The organism is Embleya sp. NPDC001921 (genome assembly GCF_053594475.1).
On the sequence record NZ_JBSFEO010000009.1, the window covers coordinates 26,464 to 51,555 of the forward strand.

The window sequence follows — 25,092 nt, forward strand, 5'->3', positions numbered from 1 at the left end:
ACGTGATCGAACGGCACCGGGTCGGAACATTACAGACTTACGAACGCGGGAGGAACGGGGACCGGGGTCGCGGCGGTTAACAGTTCCGCATACGTCCGTGCTCGGCGCACCCGCCCGCGCGGCGCGCACCCGGTCCGGTCGGGGTCAACGAAAGGGCCGCAGCGCCAGTCCCGCGAAGAGTCGGACACCGACCCCGATCGCCCGCTCGTCGACGTCGAAACTCCCCTGGTGCAGGTCGTATACGGGGTGCCCGGCGGGTCGCACGCCGAGCCGGGTGAGCTCGCCGGGGACCTGGTCCAGGAACCACGAGAAGTCCTCGCCGCCCAGGCTCTGCTCGGTGCTCTCGACCGCGCTCGCGCCCAGCACCCCGGTCGCGACCGTACGCATCGCGGCGACCGCGTCGGGGTCGTTGACCACCGGCGGCACGCCCCGGTGGTGTTCGAGCTCCCACTTGGCGCCGTAGGTCGAGGCGATCGCGTCCACCAGCTCGTGCATCACGTCCGGAGCCTGTCGCCACGCCTCCAGGTCGAGGCAGCGCAGGGTGCCCTCCAACTCGCCGTACTGCGGGATCACGTTCGGCGCGGAGCCGGACTGGATCCGCCCCCACACCAGGCTCGCGCCCGAGCGCGGGTCGATCCGCCGGGAGAAGGCCGAGGGCAGTTCCGAGGCGAGCTTGGCCAGCGCGGTGACCAGGTCGGTGGTGCGATGCGGACGGGCGGTGTGGCCGCCCGCGCCGGTGAGGGTGACCACCACCCGGTCGCAGGCCGAGGTGATCGCGCCGGCGCGCAGCCCGACCCGGCCGACCTCGACCTTGGGGTCGCAGTGGATCGCGTGGATCTCCGACACACCCGCCAGGCCGCCCGCCTTGATCACGTCCAGCGCGCCGCCCGGCAGCTTCTCCTCGGCGGGCTGGAAGATCAGTCGCACCGGCCGGGGCAGCAGCCCGTCCCGGGCGAACTCGGCCAGCACCAGACCCGTGCCGAGCAGGATCGAGGTGTGCACGTCGTGGCCGCACGCGTGCGCGCGGCCGGGCACCGTCGAGCGGTAGGCCACGTCCTTGACGTCGTCCACCGGCAGCGCGTCGATGTCGCCGCGGAAGGCGATCATCCGCTCGCCCGCGGTCCGGGCGCCGGGCGAGGCCCGCTGGGGTCTGATGTCGCACACCAGGCCCGTGCCGGGCAGGAGCCGCGGGCTCAGGCCCGCGCGTACCAGCCGTTCCCGGATGAGCCCGGTGGTACGGAACTCCTCCCGACCCAGCTCCGGATGCATGTGCAGGTCGCGTCGAAAGGCGACCAGCTCGTCGGCGAAAGCCGCGGCTTTGGCGGCGGCCTGGGCGTGGAGGGATTCGCTCACCCACGCAAGAGTACGTTGCATCGGTCTTCGCGACGTGGTAGGGAGCGAATTACCCCCGTTCGGGTGAGAAAAAAGCCTCCCGCCGGCGCATGCGCTACCGCCGGTAGGGGTATGACTGTCCGTCCGTTTCGCCATTGGCCGGCTTCTGCCCACTCGGCCGCGTATCAACCAAGCGTCCCATTGATCAGGACTGCCCTTGCCGCCCATGGAACGCGTCCAGAATGCGAGACGCGGCAAGCGTCGCGGTGAGATGGCCCTCGCGGACGTCGCGTTCGAGGTCGGGCACGATAGCCCGCACCGCGGGGTGCCCGCGCAACTCGGCGAGCAGCGAGTCGTGCACCGTCGCCCAGGTCCAGTCGACCTGTTGCCGGCGGCGCAATTCGGCCAATTCGCCGGTTTCCTCCAGCGTCCGCCGATGTTTGAGGATGCTCTCCCAGACCTCGTCCAGGCCCTCCCCGGACAGGCCGGAACAGGTCAGCACCGGAGTGGTCCACGACTGCCCCGCGTGCCGCATCAGCCGCAGCGCGCCCGCCAGTTCGCGGGCCGCGCGGCGCGCCGCGAGCGCGTAGTCGCCGTCCGCCTTGTTCACCGCGACCACGTCGGCCAGTTCCAGGACGCCCTTCTTGATGCCCTGGAGCTGGTCGCCGGTGCGCGCCAGGGTCAGGAACAGGAAGCAGTCGACCATGTTCGCCACGGTGGTCTCGGACTGGCCCACGCCGACCGTCTCCACCAGCACCACGTCGTGGCCCGCCGCCTCCATCAGCACGATCGACTCGCGGGTGGCCCGCGCGACGCCGCCCAGGGTGCCGGCGGTCGGCGAGGGGCGCACGAACGCGTTGTCGTCCACCGCGAGCCGGCCCATCCGGGTCTTGTCGCCCAGGATGCTGCCGCCGTGCCGCGAGGAGGACGGGTCCACCGCGAGCACCGCGACCCGGTGCCCCTCGCCGGTCAGCCGGGTGCCCAGCGTCTCGATGAAGGTGGACTTGCCCACGCCCGGCACGCCGGTGATGCCCACCCGGTGGGCACCGCCGGCGTGCGGCAACAACTTGACCAGCAACTCCTGCGCGAGGTCGCGGTGGTCGGCCCGGGTGGACTCGACCAGCGTGACCGCCCGGGCCAGGATCGTCCGGTTGCCCGCGAGCACGCCCTCGGCGTACGCGCCGACGTCGATCACGCGTGCCATCAGTCGACCGGCAGCTCGTGGTCCAACTGCCTGTACAGGCCCCTGAGCAGGTCCACCGCGGCGTCCGCGATCACCGTGCCGGGCGGGAAGACCGCCGTGGCGCCCATGTCCAGCAGCGGCTGCACGTCGGCGGGCGGGATCACCCCGCCGACCACGACCATGATCTCCTCGGCGTCCAGCGCGGCGAGTTCCTGACGCAGCGCCGGGACCAGGGTGAGGTGACCGGCCGCGAGCGAGGACACGCCGACCACGTGCACGTCCGCCTCGACCGCCTGTCGGGCCACCTCGCCCGGCGTCTGGAACAGCGCGCCCACGTCCACGTCGAAGCCGAGGTCGGCGAACGCGGTGGCGATCACCTTCTGGCCCCGGTCGTGCCCGTCCTGGCCCATCTTGGCGACCAGTATGCGCGGGCGGCGGCCCTCCAACTCCTCGAACCGGGCGACCAGCGAGCGGGCCGTCTCGACGTTCGGCGACATGCCCACCTCTTCCCGGTACACCCCGGTCAGCGTGCGGATCTGCGCCTGGTGGCGCCCGTAGGCCGACTCCAGCGCGTCGGAGATCTCGCCGACGGTGGCCTTGGCCCGCGCGGCGTCCACCGCGAGCGCGAGCAGGTTGTGTTCGAGGTCGCGCGGCCGGGTGCCCTCGACGTCGGCCTGCGCCGCGCCGGACAGCGCGGCCAGCGCGCGGCGCACCGCGTCCTCGTCGCGCTCCTCGCGCAACCTGCGCAGCTTGTCCAACTGGCCCTCGCGGACCGCCTTGTTGTCGATCTTGAGCACGTCGATCGCCTCGTCGCTGGCGACCAGGTACTTGTTCACGCCGATCACCGACTGCCGGCCCGAGTCGATCCGGGCCTGGGTGCGCGCCGCCGCCTCCTCGATCCGCAGCTTGGGCAGGCCCTCGGCGATCGCCGAGGCCATGCCGCCGGCCCGCTCGGCCTCGGCGATGTGCTCGCGGGCACGGACCGCCAGGTCGTGGGTGAGCCGCTCGATGTAGGCCGAGCCGCCCCACGGGTCGATCACGTCGCACGTGCCGGACTCCTGCTGGAGCAGCAACTGGGTGTTGCGCGCGATCCGGGCGGAGAAGTCGGTCGGCAGCGCGAGCGCCTCGTCGAGCGCGTTGGTGTGCAGCGACTGGGTGTGCCCCTGGGTCGAGGCCATCGCCTCCAGGCAGGTGCGCACCACGTTGTTGAACACGTCCTGCGCGGTCAGCGACCAGCCCGAGGTCTGCGAGTGCGTGCGCAGCGAGAACGACTTGGGGTTCTTCGCGCCGAACGACTTGACGATGTCGGCCCACAGCAGGCGCGCCGCGCGCAGCTTGGCGACCTCCATGAAGAAGTTCATCCCGATCGCCCAGAAGAACGACAGGCGCGGCGCGAACGCGTCGATGTCCAGGCCCGCCGCGACACCGGCGCGCAGGTACTCGATGCCGTCCGCGAGCGTGTACGCCAGCTCCAGGTCGGCCGTGGCCCCGGCCTCCTGGATGTGGTAGCCGGAGATCGAGATCGAGTTGAACTTCGGCATCTTCTGCGACGTGTACGCGAAGATGTCGGAGATGATCGACATCGAGGGCTTGGGCGGATAGATGTAGGTGTTGCGGACCATGAACTCCTTGAGGACGTCGTTTTGGATCGTCCCCGTCAGGTGTTCCGGTGCCACCCCCTGCTCCTCCGCCGCGACGATGTAGAGCGCGAGCACCGGGAGCACCGCGCCGTTCATCGTCATCGACACCGACATCCGGTCCAGCGGGATGCCGTCGAAGAGTTGGCGCATGTCGTAGATCGAGTCGATCGCGACACCCGCCATGCCCACGTCGCCGGTCACCCGCGGGTGGTCCGAGTCGTAGCCGCGGTGGGTGGCCAGGTCGAACGCGATCGACAGGCCCTTCTGGCCCGCCGCCAGGTTGCGCCGGTAGAAGGCGTTGGACTCCTCGGCGGTGGAGAAGCCCGCGTACTGGCGGATCGTCCACGGCTGGTTGACGTACATCGTCGGGTACGGACCGCGCAGGAACGGCGTGATGCCCGGGTAGGTGCCCAGGAAGTCGAGCCCCTCCAGGTCCTCCTCGGTGTACAGCGCCTTGAGCGGGATGCCCTCGGGAGTGTCGTGGGTCAGCGCGTCCGCGTCCTTGCCGGTCTCCTCGCGCACGGCGTCCCGCCACGCGTCGAGGTCACCGGACGCGGGCGCGTCGAGCTCGACCTGGGTGAAGTCGGGAATGCTCATTTCGCCCCCTCCGGGGATTCCGCCAGGGTCCGGTATGTGGCGTGCAGGACGTCGAGCGCGTCGCACCCGGTGTACACGTACCCGTCCGGGTCCGCTCCGTGCGCCTTTTGGCCCGCGATCAGGATCCGGCGGGCGCCGGCCGCGCGCAGCGCCGCGGTCACCGGTGCCGCCAGGGTCGCGTACAGCTTCTCCGAGGAGGCGAGCACGACGGTCGCCGGGCGGCCGGCCGCCGTCCAGCGCTCGAGGATCTGCTCGACCGCGCCCTCGTCCACCGCGGTGATGCCCGCTTCGACGGCGGCGATGCCACCGGCGGCGAACAGGTTGGTCGCGAAGCCGGCCCGCGCGGTGTACTGCGCGAGCGGGCCCAGGGTGGCCAGGAAGACGCTCGGGCGCTCGCCGGACGCGGCCAGCAGCGCGTCAGAGGTATCGCGCAGCGACTCGTACGCCTCGGCGTAGCGCACCCGGGGCAGCCCGGCGGCGGAGACCGGGACGTCGGGCGCGGGTTCGCGCACCACGGGCGCCTCGGTCAGGTTCGGGAACTCGCTGACGCCGGTGATCGGGTCGGTCCGGTGGGCGATGTCCTGGTCCCGCTTGGTCCGGACCTCGGCCAGGCGCTCGCCGAGCCAGCCCGAGTCGAGCACCGCGACGATCCCGCCGCGTCGTTCGATCTCCTGGAAGAACGCCCATCCGGTGCGCGCGAGGTCGTCGGTGAGCTGCTCGACGAACCACGAGCCGCCGGCCGGGTCGATCACCCGCGCGAGGTGCGACTCCTCCAGGAGTAGCGCCTGCGTGTTGCGGGCGATCCGCCGCGAGAACGGGTCGGACAGGCCGATCGCGGCGTCGAAGGCGCGCACGGTGACCGCGTCCGCGCCGCCGACGCCGGCCGCGAAGGAGGCGACCGTGGTGCGCAGCATGTTGACCCAGGGGTCGCGCCGGGTGGTCATCGCCCACGAGGTGAGCGCGTGTTGGCGCTGCGCGCCGGCCGCCGGGGAGGCACCGGACGCCTGCGCGACCCGGGCCCACAACCGGCGGGCCGCGCGCAGCTTGGCGATGGTCGGGAACTGCTCGGCGGTGGCCGCGAAGCGGAACTCGACCAGGCCCAGGGCGGTGTCCACGTCGAGCCCGGCAGCCGTCAGCACGCGCAGGTACGCGACGCCGGCGGCGGTGGCCGCGCCCAGCTCCTGCCCCTCCGAGCCACCCGCCTCGTGGTACGGCTGCCCGTCCACGGCGATGGCCTGAAGGCCCGGGAACTCGGCGTGCGCGCGGGCCGCCAGGTCCGCGGCGGCCGCCGGGTCCGCGCCCGCCCCGGTGCGCGCGTGGTGCGAGATCGGGTCGGCGCCCAGATTGCCGCGCGCCTCGCCCGGCGCGATGCCGCTCGCGCGGAACACCGCGAGCAACGCGTCGCCGGCCGCGACGAAGTCGGCACCGGTGGCCAGGGCCACCGGTGCCAGGTCGAGCAGCACGCCGTCGAGCGCGCGGGCCAGGTCGGCCGGCGCCAGCGCGCCGTCGCCCACCTGCAGGAAGACGGACGTGACCCCGTTCTCCAGATCGGCGAGCACACTCTCGTTGGTCCGGGCCGGATCGGAGTCGGCGTGCGACTGACGCACGTCCCAGCCGTCGGCGGCGTGTCCGGCCGCGCGCGAGCCCCGGACGAACGGACTCAGCCCGGGCACGCCCGGCCGGGCGGCCGCCTCCGTGTACAGCGGGGACAGCTTGATGCCGTCGTAGGTAGTGGTCGCCAGCAGGTCTTCGGGGCGCTCGGGCGCGTCGTTCTCGCCCAGCACCTTCGATTTGCGGAGCACGCCGGCCACGAGGCGCTGCCATTGTTCCCGCGTGGGCTGCGGGAATTGGCTCGCGAAGGTGGACCCGGTAGACGTGCCGCCATCGACAGTAGCCTCCGTCATGGGTCGCATCGTATGGACCGACGGGGCCGATGAATACGCACTGTCGATGTGATGCCGGCCCTACCCGCCGGTCACATCTTCGACCTGCGGCGCAGCGCTTGCCTCGATCTTTCGTCCGCACCCGTGCGGCTTTCACCCGTACGGGTGCTGACGGGGCGTCAGCGAATCGTGACCCTCGACGTCCGGGTCACCCGGATGGTTCCACTCCGTCATGCGGAATGGATCACATCGCGCGCCCTGCCACAAGAGGCCCCCTCATCGATGGCTACCATGGCCGGGGCCGGGCGACCGATACCCGGCCGGGCCGACCGACAACCAGAGGGTCCGACACGGAATGCGGACACCCTCCCAGCCGGCCGCGTCCCCCTTGTACCGCACCCGGAGGGTAGTTTCCGTGCCGGCTGGAACGCTCTACCGCGGCCGGGAAGGCATGTGGTCATGGGTGGCTCATCGAGTCACCGGCGTCCTCATCTTCTTCTTCCTGTTCGCGCACGTCCTCGACACCGCACTCGTTCGCGTATCGCCCGAGGCGTACGACGAGACGATCGAGATCTACAAGAACCCGTTCGTCAACCTGCTCGAGTACGGGCTCGTCGCGGCCATCCTGTTCCACGCACTCAATGGTCTGCGGATCATCGCGGTGGACTTCTGGGAGAAGGGCCCGCGCTACCAGAAGCAGATGCTCTGGACTGTCGTCGGCGTCTGGGTCGTGCTGATGGCCGGGAGTGCCTACCCGATCCTGCAGCACTCGATCAAGACCATCTTCGGGAGCTGAAGTGTCCGCCACCATCGAAAACGCGCCCAAGATCCACGGCGGCGGTCCGTCGATCGAGTCTCCGCGCAGCAAGCGCTCACCGCGTTCGACCAAGACCAACTTCGAGCTCTACGGCTGGCTGTTCATGCGGCTGTCGGGTGTCCTCCTGGTCGTCCTGGTCATCGGCCACCTGATCATTCAGCTCGTCCTGGACGGCGGTGTGTCCAAGATCGGCTTCGCGTTCGTCGCGGGCCGCTGGTCCTCGCCGTTCTGGCAGTCGTGGGACCTCATCATGCTGTGGCTCGCCGAGCTGCACGGTGTCAACGGTCTGCGCACGATCATCAACGACTACGCGGAGCGGGACCAGACCCGGTTCTGGCTCAAGGCGCTGCTCTACACGTCCGCGCTGATCGTGCTTTTCCTGGGGACCTTGGTGATCTTCACCTTCGACCCGAACATCGGCAGCTGACCAGTACCCCGAGGACTGAACGAGCATCATGCAGACCCACAAGTACGACACCGTCATCGTCGGCGCGGGCGGCGCCGGCATGCGCGCGGCCCTGGAGTCGAGCAAGCGCAGCCGTACCGCCGTACTGACCAAGCTGTACCCCACGCGTTCGCACACCGGCGCCGCGCAGGGCGGCATGTGCGCCGCCCTCGCCAACGTCGAGGAGGACAACTGGGAGTGGCACACGTTCGACACGGTCAAGGGTGGTGACTACCTCACCGACCAGGACGCCGCGGAGATCATGTGCAAGGAGGCGATCGACGCCGTCCTGGACCTGGAGAAGATGGGCCTCCCCTTCTCCCGGACCCCCGAGGGCCGGATCGACCAGCGCCGCTTCGGCGGACACACCCGCGACCACGGCAAGGCGGCCGTGCGCCGCTCGTGCTACGCGGCGGACCGCACCGGCCACATGATCCTGCAGACGCTGTTCCAGAACTGCGTCAAGCAGAACGTCGAGTTCTACAACGAGTTCTACGTGCTCGACCTGCTGCTGGCCGAGGACGAGGCGGGCAACAAGACCACCTCGGGCGTGGTGGCGTACGAGCTTGCCACCGGCGAGATCCACGTGTTCCAGGCCAAGTCGGTGATCTTCGCGACCGGCGGCTTCGGCAAGGTCTTCAAGACCACCTCGAACGCGCACACCCTCACCGGTGACGGCATGGGCATCGCGTGGCGCCGCGGGCTGCCGCTGGAGGACATGGAGTTCTACCAGTTCCACCCGACCGGCCTGGCGGGCCTGGGCATCCTGCTCACCGAGGGCGCGCGCGGTGAGGGCGGCATCCTGCGCAACGCGGACGGCGAGCGCTTCATGGAGCGCTACGCGCCCACCATCAAGGACCTCGCGCCGCGTGACATCGTCGCGCGCTCGATGGTCCTGGAGGTGCTCGAAGGCCGCGGCGCGGGTCCGAACAAGGACTACGTCTACCTCGACCTGACCCACCTGCCGGCGGAGCAGATCGAGGAGAAGCTGCCCGACATCACCGAGTTCGCGCGCACCTACCTGGGCGTCGAGCCGACCACCGAGCTGGTCCCGGTGTACCCCACCGCGCACTACGCGATGGGCGGCATCCCGACCAACGTCGAGGCCGAGGTGCTCTCGGACAACACCACGGTGGTGCCCGGCCTGTACGCGGCCGGCGAGGTCGCCTGCGTATCGGTGCACGGCTCCAACCGCCTGGGCACCAACTCGCTGCTCGACATCAACGTGTTCGGTCGGCGCGCCGGCATCGCCGCCGCCGAATACGCCACGTCGCACGACTTCGTCGAGCTGCCGGAGGCCCCCGAGACCACGGTCGTGGAGCTGATCGAGCGGCTGCGGGACAGCGCGGGCACCGAGCGGGTCGGCGCGATCCGTGCCGAGATGCAGGAGACGATGGACGCCAACGCCGGCGTCTACCGCACCGAGGAGACGCTCAAGCAGGCGCTCTCGGACATCAAGAGCCTGCAGAAGCGCTACCTGGACGTCTCCATCCAGGACAAGGGCAAGCGGTACAACACCGACCTGCTCGAGGCGATCGAGCTGGGCTTCCTGCTCGACCTCGCCGAGGTCCTGGTGGTCGGCGCGCAGAACCGCAAGGAGTCCCGCGGCGGGCACGCGCGCGAGGACTTCCAGGCGCGCGACGACGAGAACTACATGAAGCACACGATGGCGTACCGCGAGGTCGACGCGAAGGGCGAGCACTCGATCCGCCTGGGCTACAAGCCGGTCGTGGTCACCCGCTACCAGCCGATGGAGCGTAAGTACTGATGACTGCCGTAGTGGAAGAGACCGCGCCCGGCAAGGGGCACGGAGCCACGGCCGCCGAGCGTGACCACACCCTGATCACGATCACGCTGCGGATCCGCCGGTTCGACCCGGAGACCGACGCGGAGCCGTACTGGCAGGACTTCAAGGTCGAGGCCGACCCGACCGAGCGCATCCTGACCGCGATGATGAAGATCAAGGCGGAGCAGGACGGTTCGCTGACCTTCCGGCGCTCGTGCGCGCACGGCATCTGCGGCTCGGACGCGATGCGGATCAACGGTCGCAACCGGCTGGCCTGCAAGACCCTGGTCAAGGACTTGGACATGGCCAAGCCGATCACGGTCGAGGCGATCAAGGGCCTGAAGCTGGAGAAGGACCTCGTCGTCGACATGGACCCGTTCATGCAGGCGTACAAGGACGTGATGCCGTTCCTGATCACGTCGGGCAACGAGCCGACGCGCGAGAGGCTGCAGTCGCCCGAGGACCGCGAGCGTTTCGACGACACCACCAAGTGCATCCTGTGCGCGGCGTGCACCACGTCGTGCCCGGTGTTCTGGAGCGACGGGCAGTACTTCGGCCCGGCCGCGATCGTCAACGCGCACCGGTTCATCTTCGACTCGCGGGACGAGGGCGCCGAGGAGCGCCTGGAGATCCTCAACGAGAAGGAGGGCGTGTGGCGCTGCCGCACGACCTTCAACTGCACCGAGGCGTGCCCGCGTGGCATCGAGGTCACCAAGGCGATCCAGGAGGTCAAGCGCGCGCTGATCTTCCGCCGCGTGTGATCGATTGACGCGAGGAGGGCCCGGAACCGATCGGTTCCGGGCCCTCGTGCGTTCGTCGGCCGGACGGGGCCTAGCCGCGCTCGACCGCGCGGACCCGGTCGCCGTGGCGCAGGGTCGCGGCGCGCAGCGCGGTCTCGGCGTCGACGCCTTGGCGGGCGGCGAGTTCGGTGACCGCCAGGAGCAGGTCGCCGATCGCCTCGGGATTGGTGTAGTCGTCGTCCTCGAAGGCCGTCGGCAGCACGGGTGTGGGCACGGTGAGGCCCGATTTACGGGTACGGGAGAGGAACTTCGCCGCCAGCGCCAGTGCCGGCTGGCTCAGCGCCACCCCGTCCAGCGCCGAGTCCCGGTCGCTCTTCTCCGCCGCCTTGAGCGCGTCCCAGTTCGCCTCGACCGCCTCCGGCGTGTCCGCCTCGACGTCCGCGAACACGTGCGGGTGGCGGCTGATCAGCTTGTCCACGATGGCGCCGGCCACGTCGTCGATCGAGAACGGGTCGGCCTCGTCCTCCTCGGCCACCCGGGCGTGGAAGAACACCTGCATCAGCACGTCGCCGAGTTCCTCGCGCAGGTGCTCGCGGTCCCCCGAGTCGATCGCGTCGACCAGCTCGTAGGTCTCCTCGACCAGGTACCGCGCGAGCGACTCGTGGGTCTGCTTCGCGTCCCACGGGCAACCGCCGGGCGAGCGCAGCCGGTCCATCACCGCGACCAGGTCGAGCAGTCGCGCGCCCGGCAGGTCCCACGCGCCGGGCAGCAGTTCGATCTCCGGGATCGGCTCGGCGTCCTCGCCGCCCGCCGCGACCTGTGCGAGCGCGGCGCCCAGGCCCGGATCGTCGTCGGTGGCCGCGAGCCACACCACCAGTCCGGCCCGGGCCCGCTCCAGCAGCCGGCGCGCGAGCACCCGCGAGCCCGCGTCCGGGTCGACGATCTCGACCTCGACACCCGCCTCGCGCAGATACGGAAGCTGCGGGTGGTCGGGGTCGGCGGACAACACGCACCCGGTCGGCGTGCCGGTCGCCTCGCGCAGCGTGTGCCACGCGGGCCAGCTCAACAGACCGGGTGCGACCCGATGGGTCCCGGCGAGCAGGACGAGACGGGCGGGCGGCGCGGAAGCAGGCGAGTCACTCACCCGGCCAGCCTACGGTCCGGGTCAGGCGCCGCCCTCCGCGCCGGCCGGGACCTCCACGAGGCCGGGCCCGGCGGGCTGGGTGCCCGGGGCGAGCCACGAGTACGTCGCGGCGGCCGTGGCCAGCTTCGCCGAGTCCCAGGTGCCGTACCTGGGGTTGACCGTGATCTTCATCGAGCTCGCCACGTCGCTCAGGTACGCGTTGAGCTGGTCCTGGGCGTCGGCCGAGCCGAGCTGGATCCCGCGTGCCTTGGCGATCTCCGGCTTGAGCGCCTCGATACGGACGAAGTCGTCCACCTCACCGGGCAGCACGCCGGTCTGCAGCAGCCGGACCTGCAGCGCCTCCGGGCTGCGGAATCGCGCCTCCAGCGTGCGCCGGGCCTCGAGCACCTGGGTCGCGGTCAGCGTGACGTGGTTGCGCCGGGCCGCCTCCTCGACCACCCGTCGCGAGATGAGCTGCACCAACTCGGCCTGGTTGGCCTCCAGTTGGGCGCTCGTACCGGCCAGCGACAGGTTGTTCCGGGAGAACGCCTGCTCCAGCTTGTCGACCTTGGCGTTCAGGGTGGAGATCTCGATCCGGTCCCCGCCGACCACGGCGGCGGCCCCGGCCTTGGACTCCGAGCAGCCGGAGAGCGCGAAACCGGTGACGAGCACCAGGCCCAGCGCGGCCACCCGGGCCCGGGCCGCGGACCGGCGTCGGCGGTGCGCGGAATCGACAGGGACGGAACGCGACGTGCGACTCACACGAACTCCCGGGGCTCGATGGCGCTGTACGGCGATGCGACTGTCGGCCACGGCAGGCGTGCGACCCATGACCAACGATCAAAGATACGGCTGGGCACGCTCGAAGTCCGCACTTTGGCCAAGATCATCCGGGCCGCGTCGGCGCACCCTCGACGTCTCGGGTCGGCGGCCCGCACCGGGTCCCGGGCCGGCGGGTCGCGCCGGCCCGGAATCCGTCGTCACTTCTTCGCCGCGCCGATCGGCTCCAGCAGGATCGCGTCCACCAGGTCTCGCGCCCAGGCCAGCAGCGCGACGTCGCGCAGCGGTTGACCGCCGATCCGCGCGGTCATCGGCTTGGGCACCAGGATCTGGTGGGTGGCCGTCTTGACCAGGGTCTTCGGATAGAGCCGCTGGAGGCGCAACTGCTGCGACTCGCGCAGGTCGACCGGCCCGAACCGGACGAAGTTGCCCTGGAGGGTGACATCGGCGACGCCCGCGCCGCGCACGTGCGCGCGGAACCGGGCCACCTCCAACAGGTTCTCCACCGGCTGCGGCAACGGCCCGTAGCGGTCCACCAGTTCGGCCCGCACCGCGTCGATGTCCGCCTCGCAGGTGATCGCCGCGATCCGCCGATACGCCTCCAGCCGCAGCCGCTCGCCGGGCACGTAGTCGTGCGGGACGTGCGCGTCGATGGGCAGCTCGACCCGGATCTCCGGGGTCTCCTCCGCGCCCTCGCCGCCCGCCGCGAGCTCCTTGTACTGGTTGACCGCCTCGCCCACCATGCGCACGTACAGGTCGAAGCCCACGCCCGCGATGTGCCCGGACTGCTCGCCGCCGAGCAGGTTGCCCGCGCCGCGGATCTCCAGGTCCTTCATCGCCACGAACATGCCCGCGCCCATCTCGGTGTGCTGGGCGATGGTGGCGAGCCGCTCGTGCGCGGTCTCGGTCAGCGGCTTCTCCGGCGGGTACAGGAAGTACGCGTACGCGCGTTCGCGGCCTCGGCCGACCCGGCCGCGGAGCTGGTGGAGCTGGGACAGGCCGAAGTTGTCGGCCCGCTCCACGATCAGCGTGTTCGCGTTGGAGATGTCGATGCCGGACTCGACGATCGTGGTGCACACCAGGACGTCGAACTCCTTCTCCCAGAAGTCGACGACCACCTGTTCGAGCGCGTTCTCGTGCATCTGGCCGTGCGCGATGGCCACCCGCGCCTCGGGCACCAGCTCGCGGATCTTCGCGGCCGTGCGGTCGATCGACTCGACCCGGTTGTGGATGTAGAAGACCTGGCCCTCGCGCAGCAGCTCGCGCCGGATCGCGGCGCCGATCTGCTTCTCCTCGTACGGCCCGACGAAGGTGAGCACCGGGTGCCGCTCCTCGGGCGGCGTGGTGATCGTGGACATCTCGCGGATGCCGGTGACCGCCATCTCCAGGGTGCGCGGGATCGGCGTCGCGGACATGGTGAGCACGTCCACGTTCGCGCGCAGCTTCTTCAGCTGCTCCTTGTGCTCCACGCCGAAGCGCTGCTCCTCGTCGACGATCACCAGGCCCAGGTCCTTGAACTTCGTCTCGGACGAGAACAGCCGGTGGGTGCCGATCACGATGTCGATCGAGCCCTCGCGCAGGCCTTCCAGGGCGGCCTTGGCCTCGGTCTCGGTCTGGAACCGCGACAACGACTTGACCACGACCGGGAACTGCGCGTAGCGCTCGGAGAAGGTGGAGAAGTGTTGCTGGACGAGCAGCGTGGTGGGCACGAGCACGGCCACCTGCTTGCCGTCCTGGACCGCCTTGAACGCCGCGCGCACGGCGATCTCGGTCTTGCCGTAGCCGACGTCGCCGCAGATCAGCCGGTCCATCGGGATCGGCTTCTCCATGTCGCCCTTGACCTCCTCGATCGAGGAGAGCTGGTCGGGCGTCTCGATGTAGGGGAAGGCGTCCTCCAGCTCGCGCTGCCACGGGGTGTCCGGGCCGAACGCGTGTCCGGGCGCGGCCATCCGGGCCGAGTAGAGCTTGATCAGGTCGCCCGCGATCTCCTTGATCGCCTTCTTCGCCTTGGCCTTGGTCTTGGCCCAGTCGGCGCCGCCGAGCCGGTGCAGCGACGGGCTCTCGCCGCCGACGTACTTGGTCACCTGCTCGAGCTGGTCGGTGGGTACGAACAGCCGGTCGCCGGGTTGGCCGCGCTTGGCCGGCGCGTACTCCAGGACCAGGTACTCGCGCTGCGCGCCCTGCACGGTGCGCTGGACCATCTCGACGTAGCGCCCCACGCCGTGCGACTCGTGCACCACGAAGTCGCCCGCCCGCAGTTGCAGCGGGTCGACCATGTTGCGCCGGCGGCTGGGCAGCCGGCGCATGTCCTTGGTGGAGGTGCGCTGGCCGGAGACGTCCTCCTCGGTGAGCACCAGCGTGCGCAGCGGCTCGGAGCTGAAGCCGTGGCCGATGCAGCCCGTGGTCACGTGCACGATGCCGGTGTCGGGCACCCGGGCCAGGTCGCCGTCCAGGCGGGCGGCCACGCCCTCGCCGGACAACGTCTCGACGAAGCGCGCGGCCGGGCCGTGGCCCTCGGTGACCAGCACCACGCGCCAGTCCTCGGCGAGCCGGCCCTTGATCTCGGCCAGCACCCGCTGCGCGTCGCCCCGATAGGCCTCGACCTCGACCGCGCCGATCTCGGTGCCCGCGTCGTCGGCGTCCGCGCTGAACGGGCTCAGCGACCACCACGGCACGCCGATCTCGCGGGCGTGTCCGCGCACGTCCGCCAGGCTCCACAGCGACGCCGCGCCCAGGTCGATCGGGCTCTCCCCGCCGCCCGCCGCGGCGGCCCACGAGGCGTCCAGGAACTCGCGGCTGGTGGCCACCAGGTCCGCCGAACGGGTGCGCACCCGCTCCGGGTCGCAGACCAGCACATGGCTCCCGGCCGGCAGCACGTCCAGCAGCAGCTCCATGTCGTCCACCAGGGCGGGCGCGAGCGACTCCATGCCCTCGACCGCGATGCCCTCGGCGATCCGCCCGAGCATCTCGACCAGACCCGGGTGCTCCACGAGCAGTTCGCGGGCCCGCTCGCGCACCTCGTCGGTGAGCAGCAGCTCGCGACACGGCGGTGCCCACAGACCGTGTTCGGCGGTCTCCAGGGAGCGCTGGTCGGCGACCTTGAACCAGCGGATCTCCTCCACCTGGTCGCCCCAGAACTCGACCCGGAGCGGGTGCTCCTCGGTCGGCGGGAAGACGTCCAGGATGCCGCCGCGCACCGCGAACTCGCCGCGCTTCTCCACCAAATCGACCCGGGAGTAGGCGGCGGCCGCGAGCTGATCGACGACGGTGTCCAGGGCGATCTCCCGGCCGGCCGTCAGGGCCACCGGCTCCAAGTCGCCGAGCCCCTTGACCTGGGGCTGGAGCACGCTGCGAATCGGCGCGACGACGACCTTGAGGGTTCCGGTGCCGGAGTCGGCGAGGCCGCCCGAGGTCGGGTGCGCGAGTCTGCGCAGCACCGCGAGTCGGCGCCCGACGGTGTCCGAGCGCGGGGAGAGCCGCTCGTGCGGCAGGGTCTCCCATGAGGGGTACTCCACGACGGAGTCCTCGGGCAGCAGCGACCCGAGGGCTGCCACCAGGTCCTCGCACTCGCGGGTGGTGGCGGTGACCGCGAGCACGGGCCGATCCGCGCGGGCCGCGATGGCGGCCACCACGAACGGGCGCAGTGCCGGTGGTCCGACGAGGTCGAGGGCGGTACCGCGGCCCTCGGACGCGGCCCGCACCGCCTCGGCGACGGCGGGGTCCTGGACGACGATGTCTAGCAGACCGGTCAGACTCATGGGCCGGTTGGATCCTCCGCAACGCGAACGGCCCCGACCTTGGAAAAGGACCGGGGTTCCCCGACAACCCTACGCCCGAAGGGGTCCGTGTCGCCCGCGATGACAATGCGTGACTGTGACCAGCACCGCCTACCCCACCCTCTTGGCAATGCGACTGTTAGGGGGTCCAATGGCCTGCGAACAGGAATCTGACGGGTCGTCGGATTTTCGACGGCGTGTCGGGAGTCCGGGGCAGCGGCTGGACCAGGGGAGACGACGGACACGATGAGCAGCGCGCAGCAGAAGCTCTACATCGGCGGCGAATGGGTCGAGCCGGAGCGCGGTCACTACGAAGTGATCAACCCGGCGACCGAGGAGGTCGTGGGCCTGGCGCCCGAGGCGTCGGTGGAGCAGGCGAACGCGGCCGCGGCGGCGGCGGCCGAGGCGTTCGACACCTGGTCCAGGACCACTCCCGAGGAGCGCGCCGGCATCCTGGACCGGGCCGCGGACCTGTTCCTGAAGATGGGCGCCGAGGTGGTCCCGCTCGCCTCCGCCGAGACCGGCGCCACGCTCGCGGTCGCGGGCATGATGCAGCTGGGCACCACGTACTCGCGCTTCAAGCGCTATGCCAAGGGCGCGCTGGAGCCGACCGAGTTCGCGCTCAACCCGCAGCCGACCCCGGAGACCGCGCTGAGCCGCGCGGGCATCTTCGGCGCGCAGGAGATCCGCCAGCCGGTCGGCGTGGTCACCTGCATCACGTCGTACAACAACCCGCTCGCGAACACCGCGGGCAAGGTCGCGCCGGCCCTGGCGATGGGCAACACGGTCGTGGTCAAGCCCGCGCCGCAGGACCCGCTGGCGGTGTACCGGATGGCCGAGGCGCTGGCCGAGGCCGGGCTGCCCGCCGGCGTGCTGAACATCATCACCGGCTCGGGGGTGGACGTCTCCGAGGCGGCGGTGGCCTCGCCGCACGTGGACATGATCAGCTTCACCGGTTCGACGCTGATCGGCTCGCGGATCGCCGAGGTCGCCGGTCGCACGTTCAAGCGCCAGCTCATGGAGCTCGGCGGCAAGGGCGCGTGCGTCGTGCTCGACGACGCGGACCTGGACGCGGCCGTGCACGGCATCGGCACCGTGTGGAGCTTCTACGCGGGCCAGATCTGCACCGCGCCGACCCGGGTGATCGCCCAGCGCGGCATCTACGACCGGCTGGTGGAGCGGCTCGCGGAGCACGCGCGCGGCCTGAAGGTCGGCAGCCCGCTGGACCCGACGACCCAGGTCACCCCGGTCATCTCGGCGGTGCAGCGCGGTCGGGTGGAGGCGTTGATCGCCAAGGGCCGCGAGGAGGGCGCCCGCCTGGTGGTCGGCGGCGAGCGGCCGGACTTCGCGAAGGGCTTCTACGTCGCGCCCACGCTGTTCGCGGACGCGACCAACGAGATGACCATCGCGCGCGAGGAGTTCTTCGGCCCGGTGGTCACGGTGATCCCGTTCGACGGGGACGAGGAGGAGGCGATCCGGATCGCCAACGACTCGGACTACGGTCTGCTCTCCTACGTGTTCTCCGGCGACAGCACGCGCGCCTACCGGATCGCCCGCCGGCTGCGCTCGGGCGGTGTCGGTGTGAACACCGTCGGGCGCAACATGGAGGCCGCCTTCGGCGGCTTCAAGCAGTCCGGCGTCGGCCGCGACGGCGGCTCGTACGGACTGGCCGCCTACAGCGAGATCCAGAGCATCGTCTGGCCGAGCGCCTGACCGCTCGCGATGGCCGCGAACGGCCCCGGGATCCTTCCCCGGGGCCGTTCGCATGTTCGCGTCCGGGCCGCCCCGGGTTCGCCGGTTTCCCGCGTGGGGGTCGGGTTATGGCCATAACCTGAGCTCGGCCCGGGGCGCTCGGTCGCGGGCCCGTCAGGGGGGATCGCGCACGATGTCACAACCGCAACGTCTGGTCCGGGCCTGGTCGGTGCGCGCGGGAGCCGCGCGCACGCAGGTGGAAGCCGGGGCGCGGGCGCGGCGATGGTTGTGGTTCCGCGAGGCGTTCCCGGACATCGAGCGGTTGCGGGTGGTGGACCTGGGCGGCTCGGCCGAGTTCTGGTGGCACGCCCCGGTCCGGCCGGCGCACGTGCGCGTGGTCGACGCCGCGGACAAGTCCGCCGAGCTCGCCTCGTGGTTGGTCCGCGAGGCGGCCGATCCGCTGGAGTGGTCCGGGAGTTGCGATCTGGTGGTGTGCGACGGGCTGCTGGATCGGTTGGCCGTGCCGACCGCGCGGGCCCGACTGGCCGACGTCGTGCACGCGAGCGCCGAGCGCTACTGGCTGCGCGCCGCCGCCCGCGAGCATCCGCTCGATCCGCAGACCTCGTTGCCCGCGCTGCATCTGCTGCCCGGCCGGGTGCGCTCGCGGGTCGCCGGATCGGCGCCCGCGGTGTTCCCGGCCCGGCGCGGCGAGTTGCTCTCGCGCTTTCCCGGAGCGGTGGTGCGCGGCGAACGCGTGGCCGGGCTCGTGTCGTCCTGGGTGGTGGCCAAGCCGCGTGCCGATCACGTGCCGGGCCGCACCTGACGTTGCGTCACCAGCCGCTCGGGGGTGGGCGGTTGCGCGAGGAGGGGGATTCTCGGATGCGTGTTGTCATCGCCGGTCAGGGGTATGTGGGGCTGCCGCTGGCGGTTCGGGCCGCACAGGTGGGCCACGAGGTGGTCGGCTACGACGTCGACGAGGGGCGGGTCAAGCGCCTGGCGGCGGGCGAGTCCTACGTCGAGGACATCCCGTCCGCGCACGTGCGGGCGATCCTGGACGCGGGCAGCTATCGGGCCACCGCCGAGCCGCGTGATCTGGGCGGCTACGACATCGCGGTGATCACCGTGCCCACGCCGCTGCGCGAGGGCGTCCCGGACCTGAGCTACATCGAGGAGTGCGCGCGCACGCTGGCCCGCTACCTGCGTCCCGGCGCCTGCGTGGTGCTCGAGTCGACCACGTACCCGGGCACCACCGAGGAGTTGGTCGGCCCGATCCTGGAGGAGGGCTCCGGCCTGACCGCGGGCCGGGACTTCCACCTGGGCTACAGCCCGGAGCGGATCGACCCGGGCAACCCGACCTGGAACCTGGTGAACACCCCGAAGGTGGTCTCCGGGGTGGACGCCGCCTCGCTCGCGGTCGTGCGGGACTTCTACGGGTCGCTGATCGACCGGGTCGTGCCGGTCTCCTCGCCCAAGGAGGCCGAGCTGGTCAAGCTGATCGAGAACACCTTCCGGCACGTGAACATCGCGCTGGTGAACGAGGTCGCGATGTTCGCCCACGATCTGGGCATCGACGTGTGGGAGGCGATCGACGCCTGCTCGACCAAGCCGTTCGGGTTCCTGCGCTTCACCCCGGGGCCGGGCGTCGGCGGGCACTGCCTGCCGATCGACCCGTCGTACCTGTCCTGGCGGGTGCAGCGCGCGCTCGGTCAAAGCTTTCGCTTCGTGGAGTTGGCCAACGACGTCAACAACCACATGCCGGACTACGTGATCCGCCGGCTCACCGCCGCGTTCAACACCCGGCGCCGGTCGGTCAACGGCTCGCGGGTGCTGCTGGTGGGACTCGCGTACAAGAAGAACACCGGCGACGCCCGGGAGTCGCCGTCCGCGCACGTGGCCCGGCTGTTGCTGAGCCTGGGCGCGGAGGTCACCGCCGCCGATCCGCACGTGGACCTCGCCCAGGTCGTGGACGCCCGGTTGCGGCGAGTGGAGTTGACCGCGGAGACGGTGGCCGCCGCGGACGCGGTCGTCCTGCTCGTCGATCACGACGACGTCGACCTGGATCTGCTGCGCGCCGCCGACTATGTGCTCGACTGCCGACGGGTACTCGGCGCGGGGCCCAACATCGAGGTCCTGTAAGGCCGTTCCGGCCGGCGTACGGTGGTCGTGGGTGTCGACCACCGTACGCCGCTCCGGCCTGTTCCCGCTCGCGTCCTCACCCACGTCCGGGCGGGCGGGGCTCGTCGACTACCTGTACTCGACGATCTTCGTCTTGTGCCCGGTGGCCTTGGTGTGCGCTTTGGCCGCCACCTGCGCCGCGTCCTTCGACCGGTACCGCTGACGGGCGCCGTCGGACTTCGACGGACAACCGTTCTCCTGGCAGACCCATCCCCAGGTGCTCATGGACAACCTCCCAGACATCACGGGCGCCACTCCCGTCCCGACCGGGGGACGCGAATGACTTGGACGGCCACACCGCAGCACTTGTGACCGCCGCGCGACCGACACTCGACACGCCATGACACGCTCGTGACAAAACCAGGACGTTCCGGAGAAAAACGTTTTCCTTTTGAATGCCTAACGCGTCGCTATCGACATACAAAGGATGCAATACCGCGATCAATTATCTTTTATGACAAATAGGGCGAACGAGTTGCACGGGCTCCCTCTCAGGGGTGACGGCACACAAGACGAGCCGGTCGACTGCCGATAAGCGCGAGACGTTATGTCAACCCGTTCGGGTCGAACGCGTGTCTTGAGCGATCGGCGGCGAATGTCACCGACTCGGGACATCCGGATCGGTCGGCTCGACCCGCAGCGGCACCGTGCCGCCCGACACGCACTCCCCCGTGTCCAGGCGCCACTTCCAGTGGTGCCGCGGGCACTCCAGCACGCCGGCCTCGATGTCCGCGTGTGACAGGTCCTCGCCGGCGTGCGGGCAAAAGCGCTGCATCCGCACCCCGCACCGCTCGATCGACTCGCCGTGCGCGGCCGATTCGCGCTCGCGGACCATCTGCATGGTCTGCGCCGGGTGCTCGCCGTAGCGCAGCAGGCTCATCAGGGTCAGGTCGAACACGTCCGGGTCGCGGGCCAGACCCAGGCGCATCGACAGCAGCGCCTCCTCCCACCCGACCGCGCCGTCCACGATCGCGCGCAGCGCCCGCTGCGGAACCTCGATCGTGTACGCGGGGTCGACCGGTTCCTCCTCGAACACGATGTCGCCCGCGATCCGACCCAGCCGCACCGACCACGAACCACCGTCCGAGGTCAGCCGAACGTCCTTGCGCCAGTCGCCCAGGAAGCGCTTGTTCCAGCTCTGCAACCGGGCCAGATAGGCGTCCAGTTCGGTCGCCGTGACCGGCTCGAAGGCGTGCTCCCCGTACGCCCGCCACTCGGCCTCGCGGCGGTCCCGGTACGCGCTCAGGTACGCGTCGGTACGCCAGTGGGCCATCGGGCCGGTCGGCGCGCACAGGTCGTCGCCCGGCGCGGCCTCGACCACCCGCACGCTCGGACAGGCCGCCGCGAAGTCGTCGGCGAACGCGTCCCACAACGGGAAGATGGTCTCGTCCCGGTCGTTGTACCGGGCCAGTTCGGGATCCAGGAACACCGGCGGGCCGGCCGAGGGCAGGTAGGCGCGCGCGCCGGTCAGCCGGACCTTGCGCACCAGCGTGTCGAACAGGTCCGAACGCACCTCGGCGGTCTTCTTGCGCTGGGTCTCCTCCGGATACGCGTACGCGTTCGGATACCACATCGCACCGGAGTACTGCGCGGACAACAAGTCGATGTCGCCCGGGAGTTCGCCCAGCGGGGTGTTGCAGTCGTTGAGGTCCAGGAAGCGGTAGCCGCCCAGATCCACGAGCAGGCCGCTGTCCTCCTTGTGGCTGGTGTCCAGCAACATGGTCAAGGTCAGCCCGGGCGCGGGCGTGAACGACTCCCGGTGGCCGAGCACCACCTGCTCGTGAAAGCCCAGCGCGCTCATCCGCCTGACCATCGACTTGGACCGGTACCCGGGCAGCACCACGGTGATGCCGCGATCGAGCCGGTCCAGCACCCGCTCGTCGAAGTGGTCCTCGTGCAGGTGCGAGAGGTAGAGCAGGTCGTGCCCGCCGGCGAGCACCCCGGGCAGCAGCTCGCGGTTGTCCGGGAACGGGAACCACGCGCCGAGGAAAGCCGGATGGAACCACGGGTCGATCAGCAGCGAGACGCCCGCGTGCGCGACCGTGAAGCCCGCGTGGCCGAGATAACGGATCGCACCGGGCGCGGGCGCACCCGCCGGCTGTTCGTCGGACCCGGGCCTCACAGCCGGCTCAGCGCTCCCGCGAGCACCTCCACGACGCGCTCCTGCCGAGCAACGGTGAGCTGCGGGTACAGCGGCAACGTCAGGATCTGCTCGGCGGCCCGCTCGGCGACCGGGAAGTCGCCGCGCGCGTAACCCAGTTCGGCGAACGCGGGTTGCAGGTGCACCGGCACCGGGTAGTGCACGCCGGCGCCCACTCCCGCCTCGTTCAGCAGCGCGAGCACCTTGTCCCGCTCGGGCACCCGGACCGCGTACAGGTGCCACACGTGCTCGTTGCCGGGCGCGGTCCGCGGCACCCGTACCCCCTCGATCCCGGCCAGCAGCGCGTCGTAGCGGGCCGCGACCGCCCGCCGCCGCACGTTCCACTGCGCCAGCCGGCCCAGCTTGGCCCGCAGCACTGCGGCCTGGACGGTGTCCAGGCGCGAGTTGAAGCCCAGGCGCGCGTGCACGTACTTGCGCGACGAGCCGTGGTCGCGCATCTCGCGCAGCGCGAGCGCGTACGCCTCGCTGTTCGTCACCACCGCGCCGCCGTCGCCGTACGCGCCCAGGTTCTTGCCCGGGTAGAAGCTGGTCGCCGCGATCGCGTCCGGCCCCCACGCGCCGGGCCCGCGACCGTCCTGGGTCGCGCCCTGGCACTGCGCGGCGTCCTCCACCAGGGCCAGCCCGCGCGCGTCCGCCAGCGCCCGCAGCGCGCCCATCGGGGCCAGTTGCCCGTTCAGGTGCACCGGGACCAGCGCACGGGCCTCGACCGGGCCGCCCAGCGCCTCGGCGGCCCGCTGCGGGTCCAGCAGCAGGTACTCGTCGTCCACGTCGGCGAACACCGGCCGCGCGCCCGCGCGAACGGCCGCCTCGGCGGTCGCCACGAACGTGTTCGCCGGCATCACCACGCCCGCGCCCGCGCCGACGCCCAGCACCCGCAGCGCCAACTCCACCGCGTCGGTGCCGTTGGCCACCCCCACGCAGTGCGCGACGCCGGAGAACTCGGCGTACTCGGCCTCGAAGCCCGCCACGTCGGGACCGCCCACGAACGCGCACGTGGCCAGCACCCGGGCGATGCCGGCCTCGACCTCGGCGGCCACCTCGGCGTGCGCCGCCGCCAGGTCCACCAGCGGAATCCGGTCCAGGTCAGCACTCATCCGCGTCTCCCCCTCGTCGTTGCGGTTTGGCGGCGGGAATCGGCGCCGACCGCAGTCGGCGGGCCGGCACCCCCGCCCACACCTCGGCCGGCGGCACGTCCCGCGTCACGACCGAGCCCATCCCCACCAGCGACCGGGCGCCGATCACGCGGTGCTCGCGCACCAGCGCACCGGCCCCCAGGTACGCCTCTTGTTCCACCCTCACCCCACCCGCGAGCCGAACCCCCGAGGCCAGCGTGGCGAACTCGCGCACGTCGTCGTCGTGGGTCAGCACCACCTGCGGCATGGCGTGCGCGTGCGCGCCCACCCGGACCGAGGTGGTCAACACCGTCTGCGCCATCAACACCGCGCCCGGCCCCACCTCGCACGTGCGCGGGACCACCGCGCTCACGTGCACGAGCGTGGCCCAGCGACTTTGGGGCAGCGCCAGCCGGGCCACCACCCGGGACCGGCTCCACCAGTTCGTCGGACTCCCGACGCACACCACCACCAGGGCGTCCGGCCACTTGTGCACCGCGTCGGCGCCGCCGAGCACCGCGAAGCCGTCCACCTCGGTGTCCCACCGGGCCGGATCATCGTCCAGGAAGCCGAGCAACCGCCATCCCGAACTACCGCGCGGCGCACGGAACTCCGGGAGCGCCGCGGCGACCTCGCGGGCGAATCCCCCCGCTCCGACCAGGAGCAGGTCGCGAAAGGCCACTAGACCGCCGCCCGGACACCGGCCGCGGCCCGCACCGCGGCGACCACCCGGTCCTGCTGTGCCTGGGTCAACTCGTGGAACAGCGGCAGGATCAGCGAGTCCCGGGTCAGCCGCTCGGTGGCCGGCAGCGGCACGTGCTCGACGTCCGCGTACGCCGGCTCCAGGTGCGCGGCCATGATCCCCCGACGCGCCGAGATCCCGGCCCGGGCGAGCTCGCCGAGCAGGTCGTCGCGCGACACCGGGAAGTCCTCGGGCAGCAGTACCCAGAACGCCTGGTAGTTGGTCAGTCCGTACGCCGGATCCGCCGCCGTCTCCAGGCCCGCCACGTCGGCGAGCAACTCGCGGTAGCGAGCCGCCAGTTCGCGGCGTCGGGCAACCATCGCCGGCAACCGGCCGAGCTGCACCAGGCCGACCGCCGCCTGGATGTCGGTCATCCGGTAGTTGAAGCCCAGTTCGTCGTAGCTCTCCACCACGGGCGCCCCGCCCGCGCGGTCCGCCGCGTCCCGGTCGGCCGCGCTCACACTCATCCCGTGCTCGCGCAACCGGCGCAGCCGAGGCGCCGCGCCCTCGCGCGCGAGCGTGAGCATGCCGCCCTCACCGGTGGTCAGCAGCTTGCGCGGGTGGAACGAGAAGGTCGCGGACATCGCGCCCGCGCCCACCGGGCGGCCCTTGTAGGTCGAGCCCGCCGCGCACGCGGCGTCCTCCACCACCACGACGCCCCGGCCGTCCACCAGTGCCCGCACGCCGTCCAGGTCGGCGGGGATGCCGCCCTGGTCGACCAGGATCACCGCGCGCGTCGCGGCGGTGAGCACCGTCTCGATCGTCTCCGGGGTCAGGTTCCCGGTGGCGAGATCGACATCGGCGAACACCGGTCGCGCGCCGACGTAGCGCACCGCGTTCGCGGTCGCCACGAACGACAACGAGGGCACCACGACCTCGTCTCCCGGCCCCACCCCGGCGTTGATCAACGCCAGGTGCAGCGCGGTGGTGCACGAGGAGACCGCGATCGCCGCGGGCACCTCGACGTAGTCCGCGAAGGCCTGCTCGAAGGCGGCCACCCGGGGCCCCTGGGCCACCCACCCCGAGCGCACCGCGTCGGCCGCCGCGGCGGCCTCCTCCTCGCCCATCCAGGGGCGCATCACCGGAATTCGTTCCATGCTCATCGTGC

The 25,092-nt window shown here is 71.3% G+C and carries 19 protein-coding genes; 8 read left to right on the forward strand and 11 right to left on the reverse strand.

Annotation, left to right across the window (positions count from 1 at the left end; translation table 11 throughout):
• Positions 1 to 144: 144 nt before the first annotated feature.
• The 4 genes from ACWCPW_RS12885 to ACWCPW_RS12900 form a co-directional block, all read right to left on the reverse strand.
• Positions 145 to 1,353 (reverse strand): amidohydrolase, encoded by a 1,209-nt coding sequence (locus ACWCPW_RS12885; RefSeq protein WP_449761608.1) that lies wholly within the window; start codon positions 1,351 to 1,353, stop codon positions 145 to 147.
• A 184-nt stretch (positions 1,354 to 1,537) separates the two neighbouring features.
• Positions 1,538 to 2,536, reverse strand: coding sequence for a methylmalonyl Co-A mutase-associated GTPase MeaB (gene meaB, locus ACWCPW_RS12890; RefSeq protein ID WP_449761609.1), 999 nt, complete (start codon positions 2,534 to 2,536; stop codon positions 1,538 to 1,540).
• Positions 2,536 to 4,752, reverse strand: coding sequence for a methylmalonyl-CoA mutase (gene scpA, locus ACWCPW_RS12895; protein ID WP_395866478.1), 2,217 nt, complete (start codon positions 4,750 to 4,752; stop codon positions 2,536 to 2,538). Before scpA ends, meaB begins: the two co-directional genes overlap by 1 nt.
• The gene (locus ACWCPW_RS12900) at positions 4,749 to 6,656 is read right to left on the reverse strand and encodes a methylmalonyl-CoA mutase subunit beta (RefSeq protein ID WP_449761610.1); all 1,908 of its coding nucleotides are present in this window, start codon (positions 6,654 to 6,656) and stop codon (positions 4,749 to 4,751) included. Before ACWCPW_RS12900 ends, scpA begins: the two co-directional genes overlap by 4 nt.
• 394 nt (positions 6,657 to 7,050) lie before the next feature.
• Between ACWCPW_RS12900 and sdhC the strand changes: the two genes are divergently transcribed.
• Genes sdhC through ACWCPW_RS12920 form a run of 4 tightly spaced genes read left to right on the forward strand, consistent with a single transcriptional unit; the run spans position 7,051 to position 10,444 of the window.
• Positions 7,051 to 7,431 (forward strand): succinate dehydrogenase, cytochrome b556 subunit, encoded by a 381-nt coding sequence (sdhC, locus tag ACWCPW_RS12905; RefSeq protein ID WP_360307991.1) that lies wholly within the window; start codon positions 7,051 to 7,053, stop codon positions 7,429 to 7,431.
• A 1-nt stretch (position 7,432) separates the two neighbouring features.
• Complete coding sequence (locus tag ACWCPW_RS12910) at positions 7,433 to 7,879, forward strand: succinate dehydrogenase hydrophobic membrane anchor subunit (protein ID WP_395866482.1); 447 nt, start codon at positions 7,433 to 7,435, stop codon at positions 7,877 to 7,879.
• A 28-nt stretch (positions 7,880 to 7,907) separates the two neighbouring features.
• Positions 7,908 to 9,665, forward strand: a complete 1,758-nt coding sequence (gene sdhA, locus ACWCPW_RS12915) for a succinate dehydrogenase flavoprotein subunit (protein WP_449761611.1) — start codon at positions 7,908 to 7,910, stop codon at positions 9,663 to 9,665.
• The gene (locus ACWCPW_RS12920; RefSeq protein WP_391585528.1) at positions 9,662 to 10,444 is read left to right on the forward strand and encodes a succinate dehydrogenase iron-sulfur subunit; all 783 of its coding nucleotides are present in this window, start codon (positions 9,662 to 9,664) and stop codon (positions 10,442 to 10,444) included. Before sdhA ends, ACWCPW_RS12920 begins: the two co-directional genes overlap by 4 nt.
• Positions 10,445 to 10,514: 70 nt before the next feature.
• On the opposite strand, the gene ACWCPW_RS12925 is transcribed toward ACWCPW_RS12920, so the two are convergent.
• The 3 genes from ACWCPW_RS12925 to mfd form a co-directional block, all read right to left on the reverse strand.
• Complete coding sequence (locus tag ACWCPW_RS12925; RefSeq protein ID WP_449761612.1) at positions 10,515 to 11,567, reverse strand: MazG family protein; 1,053 nt, start codon at positions 11,565 to 11,567, stop codon at positions 10,515 to 10,517.
• 21 nt (positions 11,568 to 11,588) lie between these two features.
• Positions 11,589 to 12,308, reverse strand: coding sequence for a SurA N-terminal domain-containing protein (locus tag ACWCPW_RS12930; protein ID WP_449761613.1), 720 nt, complete (start codon positions 12,306 to 12,308; stop codon positions 11,589 to 11,591).
• A gap of 218 nt (positions 12,309 to 12,526) precedes the next feature.
• Positions 12,527 to 16,084: a transcription-repair coupling factor gene (gene mfd, locus ACWCPW_RS12935; protein ID WP_449761614.1), complete on the reverse strand. Its 3,558-nt coding sequence runs from the start codon at positions 16,082 to 16,084 to the stop codon at positions 12,527 to 12,529.
• A 264-nt stretch (positions 16,085 to 16,348) separates the two neighbouring features.
• Between mfd and ACWCPW_RS12940 the strand changes: the two genes are divergently transcribed.
• The 4 genes from ACWCPW_RS12940 to ACWCPW_RS12955 all read left to right on the forward strand — a co-directional run bounded on the left by ACWCPW_RS12940 (position 16,349) and on the right by ACWCPW_RS12955 (position 20,132).
• Positions 16,349 to 17,815 carry an aldehyde dehydrogenase family protein gene (locus tag ACWCPW_RS12940; protein WP_449761615.1) on the forward strand — a complete coding sequence of 489 codons (1,467 nt, stop codon included), beginning with the start codon at positions 16,349 to 16,351 and terminating at the stop codon, positions 17,813 to 17,815.
• Between the two features lie 172 nt (positions 17,816 to 17,987).
• Complete coding sequence (locus ACWCPW_RS12945) at positions 17,988 to 18,617, forward strand: hypothetical protein (RefSeq protein WP_449761616.1); 630 nt, start codon at positions 17,988 to 17,990, stop codon at positions 18,615 to 18,617.
• A 56-nt stretch (positions 18,618 to 18,673) separates the two neighbouring features.
• Positions 18,674 to 19,930, forward strand: coding sequence for a nucleotide sugar dehydrogenase (locus ACWCPW_RS12950; RefSeq protein ID WP_449761617.1), 1,257 nt, complete (start codon positions 18,674 to 18,676; stop codon positions 19,928 to 19,930).
• Between the two features lie 31 nt (positions 19,931 to 19,961).
• A complete protein-coding gene (locus tag ACWCPW_RS12955; protein WP_449761618.1) occupies positions 19,962 to 20,132 on the forward strand; it encodes a hypothetical protein in 171 nt (56 codons plus the stop codon).
• Positions 20,133 to 20,567: 435 nt separating this feature from the next.
• Here the strand turns inward: ACWCPW_RS12955 and ACWCPW_RS12960 are convergent, their stop codons facing one another.
• The 4 genes from ACWCPW_RS12960 to ACWCPW_RS12975 are packed head-to-tail and all read right to left on the reverse strand — an operon-like array spanning position 20,568 to position 25,087.
• A complete protein-coding gene (locus ACWCPW_RS12960; protein WP_449761619.1) occupies positions 20,568 to 22,091 on the reverse strand; it encodes a Rieske 2Fe-2S domain-containing protein in 1,524 nt (507 codons plus the stop codon).
• A complete protein-coding gene (locus ACWCPW_RS12965; RefSeq protein ID WP_449761620.1) occupies positions 22,088 to 23,224 on the reverse strand; it encodes a DegT/DnrJ/EryC1/StrS family aminotransferase in 1,137 nt (378 codons plus the stop codon). Before ACWCPW_RS12965 ends, ACWCPW_RS12960 begins: the two co-directional genes overlap by 4 nt.
• Positions 23,214 to 23,924, reverse strand: coding sequence for an acetyltransferase (locus ACWCPW_RS12970; protein WP_449761621.1), 711 nt, complete (start codon positions 23,922 to 23,924; stop codon positions 23,214 to 23,216). The genes ACWCPW_RS12965 and ACWCPW_RS12970 overlap by 11 nt, the downstream gene beginning before the upstream one ends.
• Positions 23,924 to 25,087, reverse strand: coding sequence for a DegT/DnrJ/EryC1/StrS family aminotransferase (locus ACWCPW_RS12975; RefSeq protein ID WP_449761622.1), 1,164 nt, complete (start codon positions 25,085 to 25,087; stop codon positions 23,924 to 23,926). The genes ACWCPW_RS12970 and ACWCPW_RS12975 overlap by 1 nt, the downstream gene beginning before the upstream one ends.
• Positions 25,088 to 25,092 lie beyond the last annotated feature (5 nt).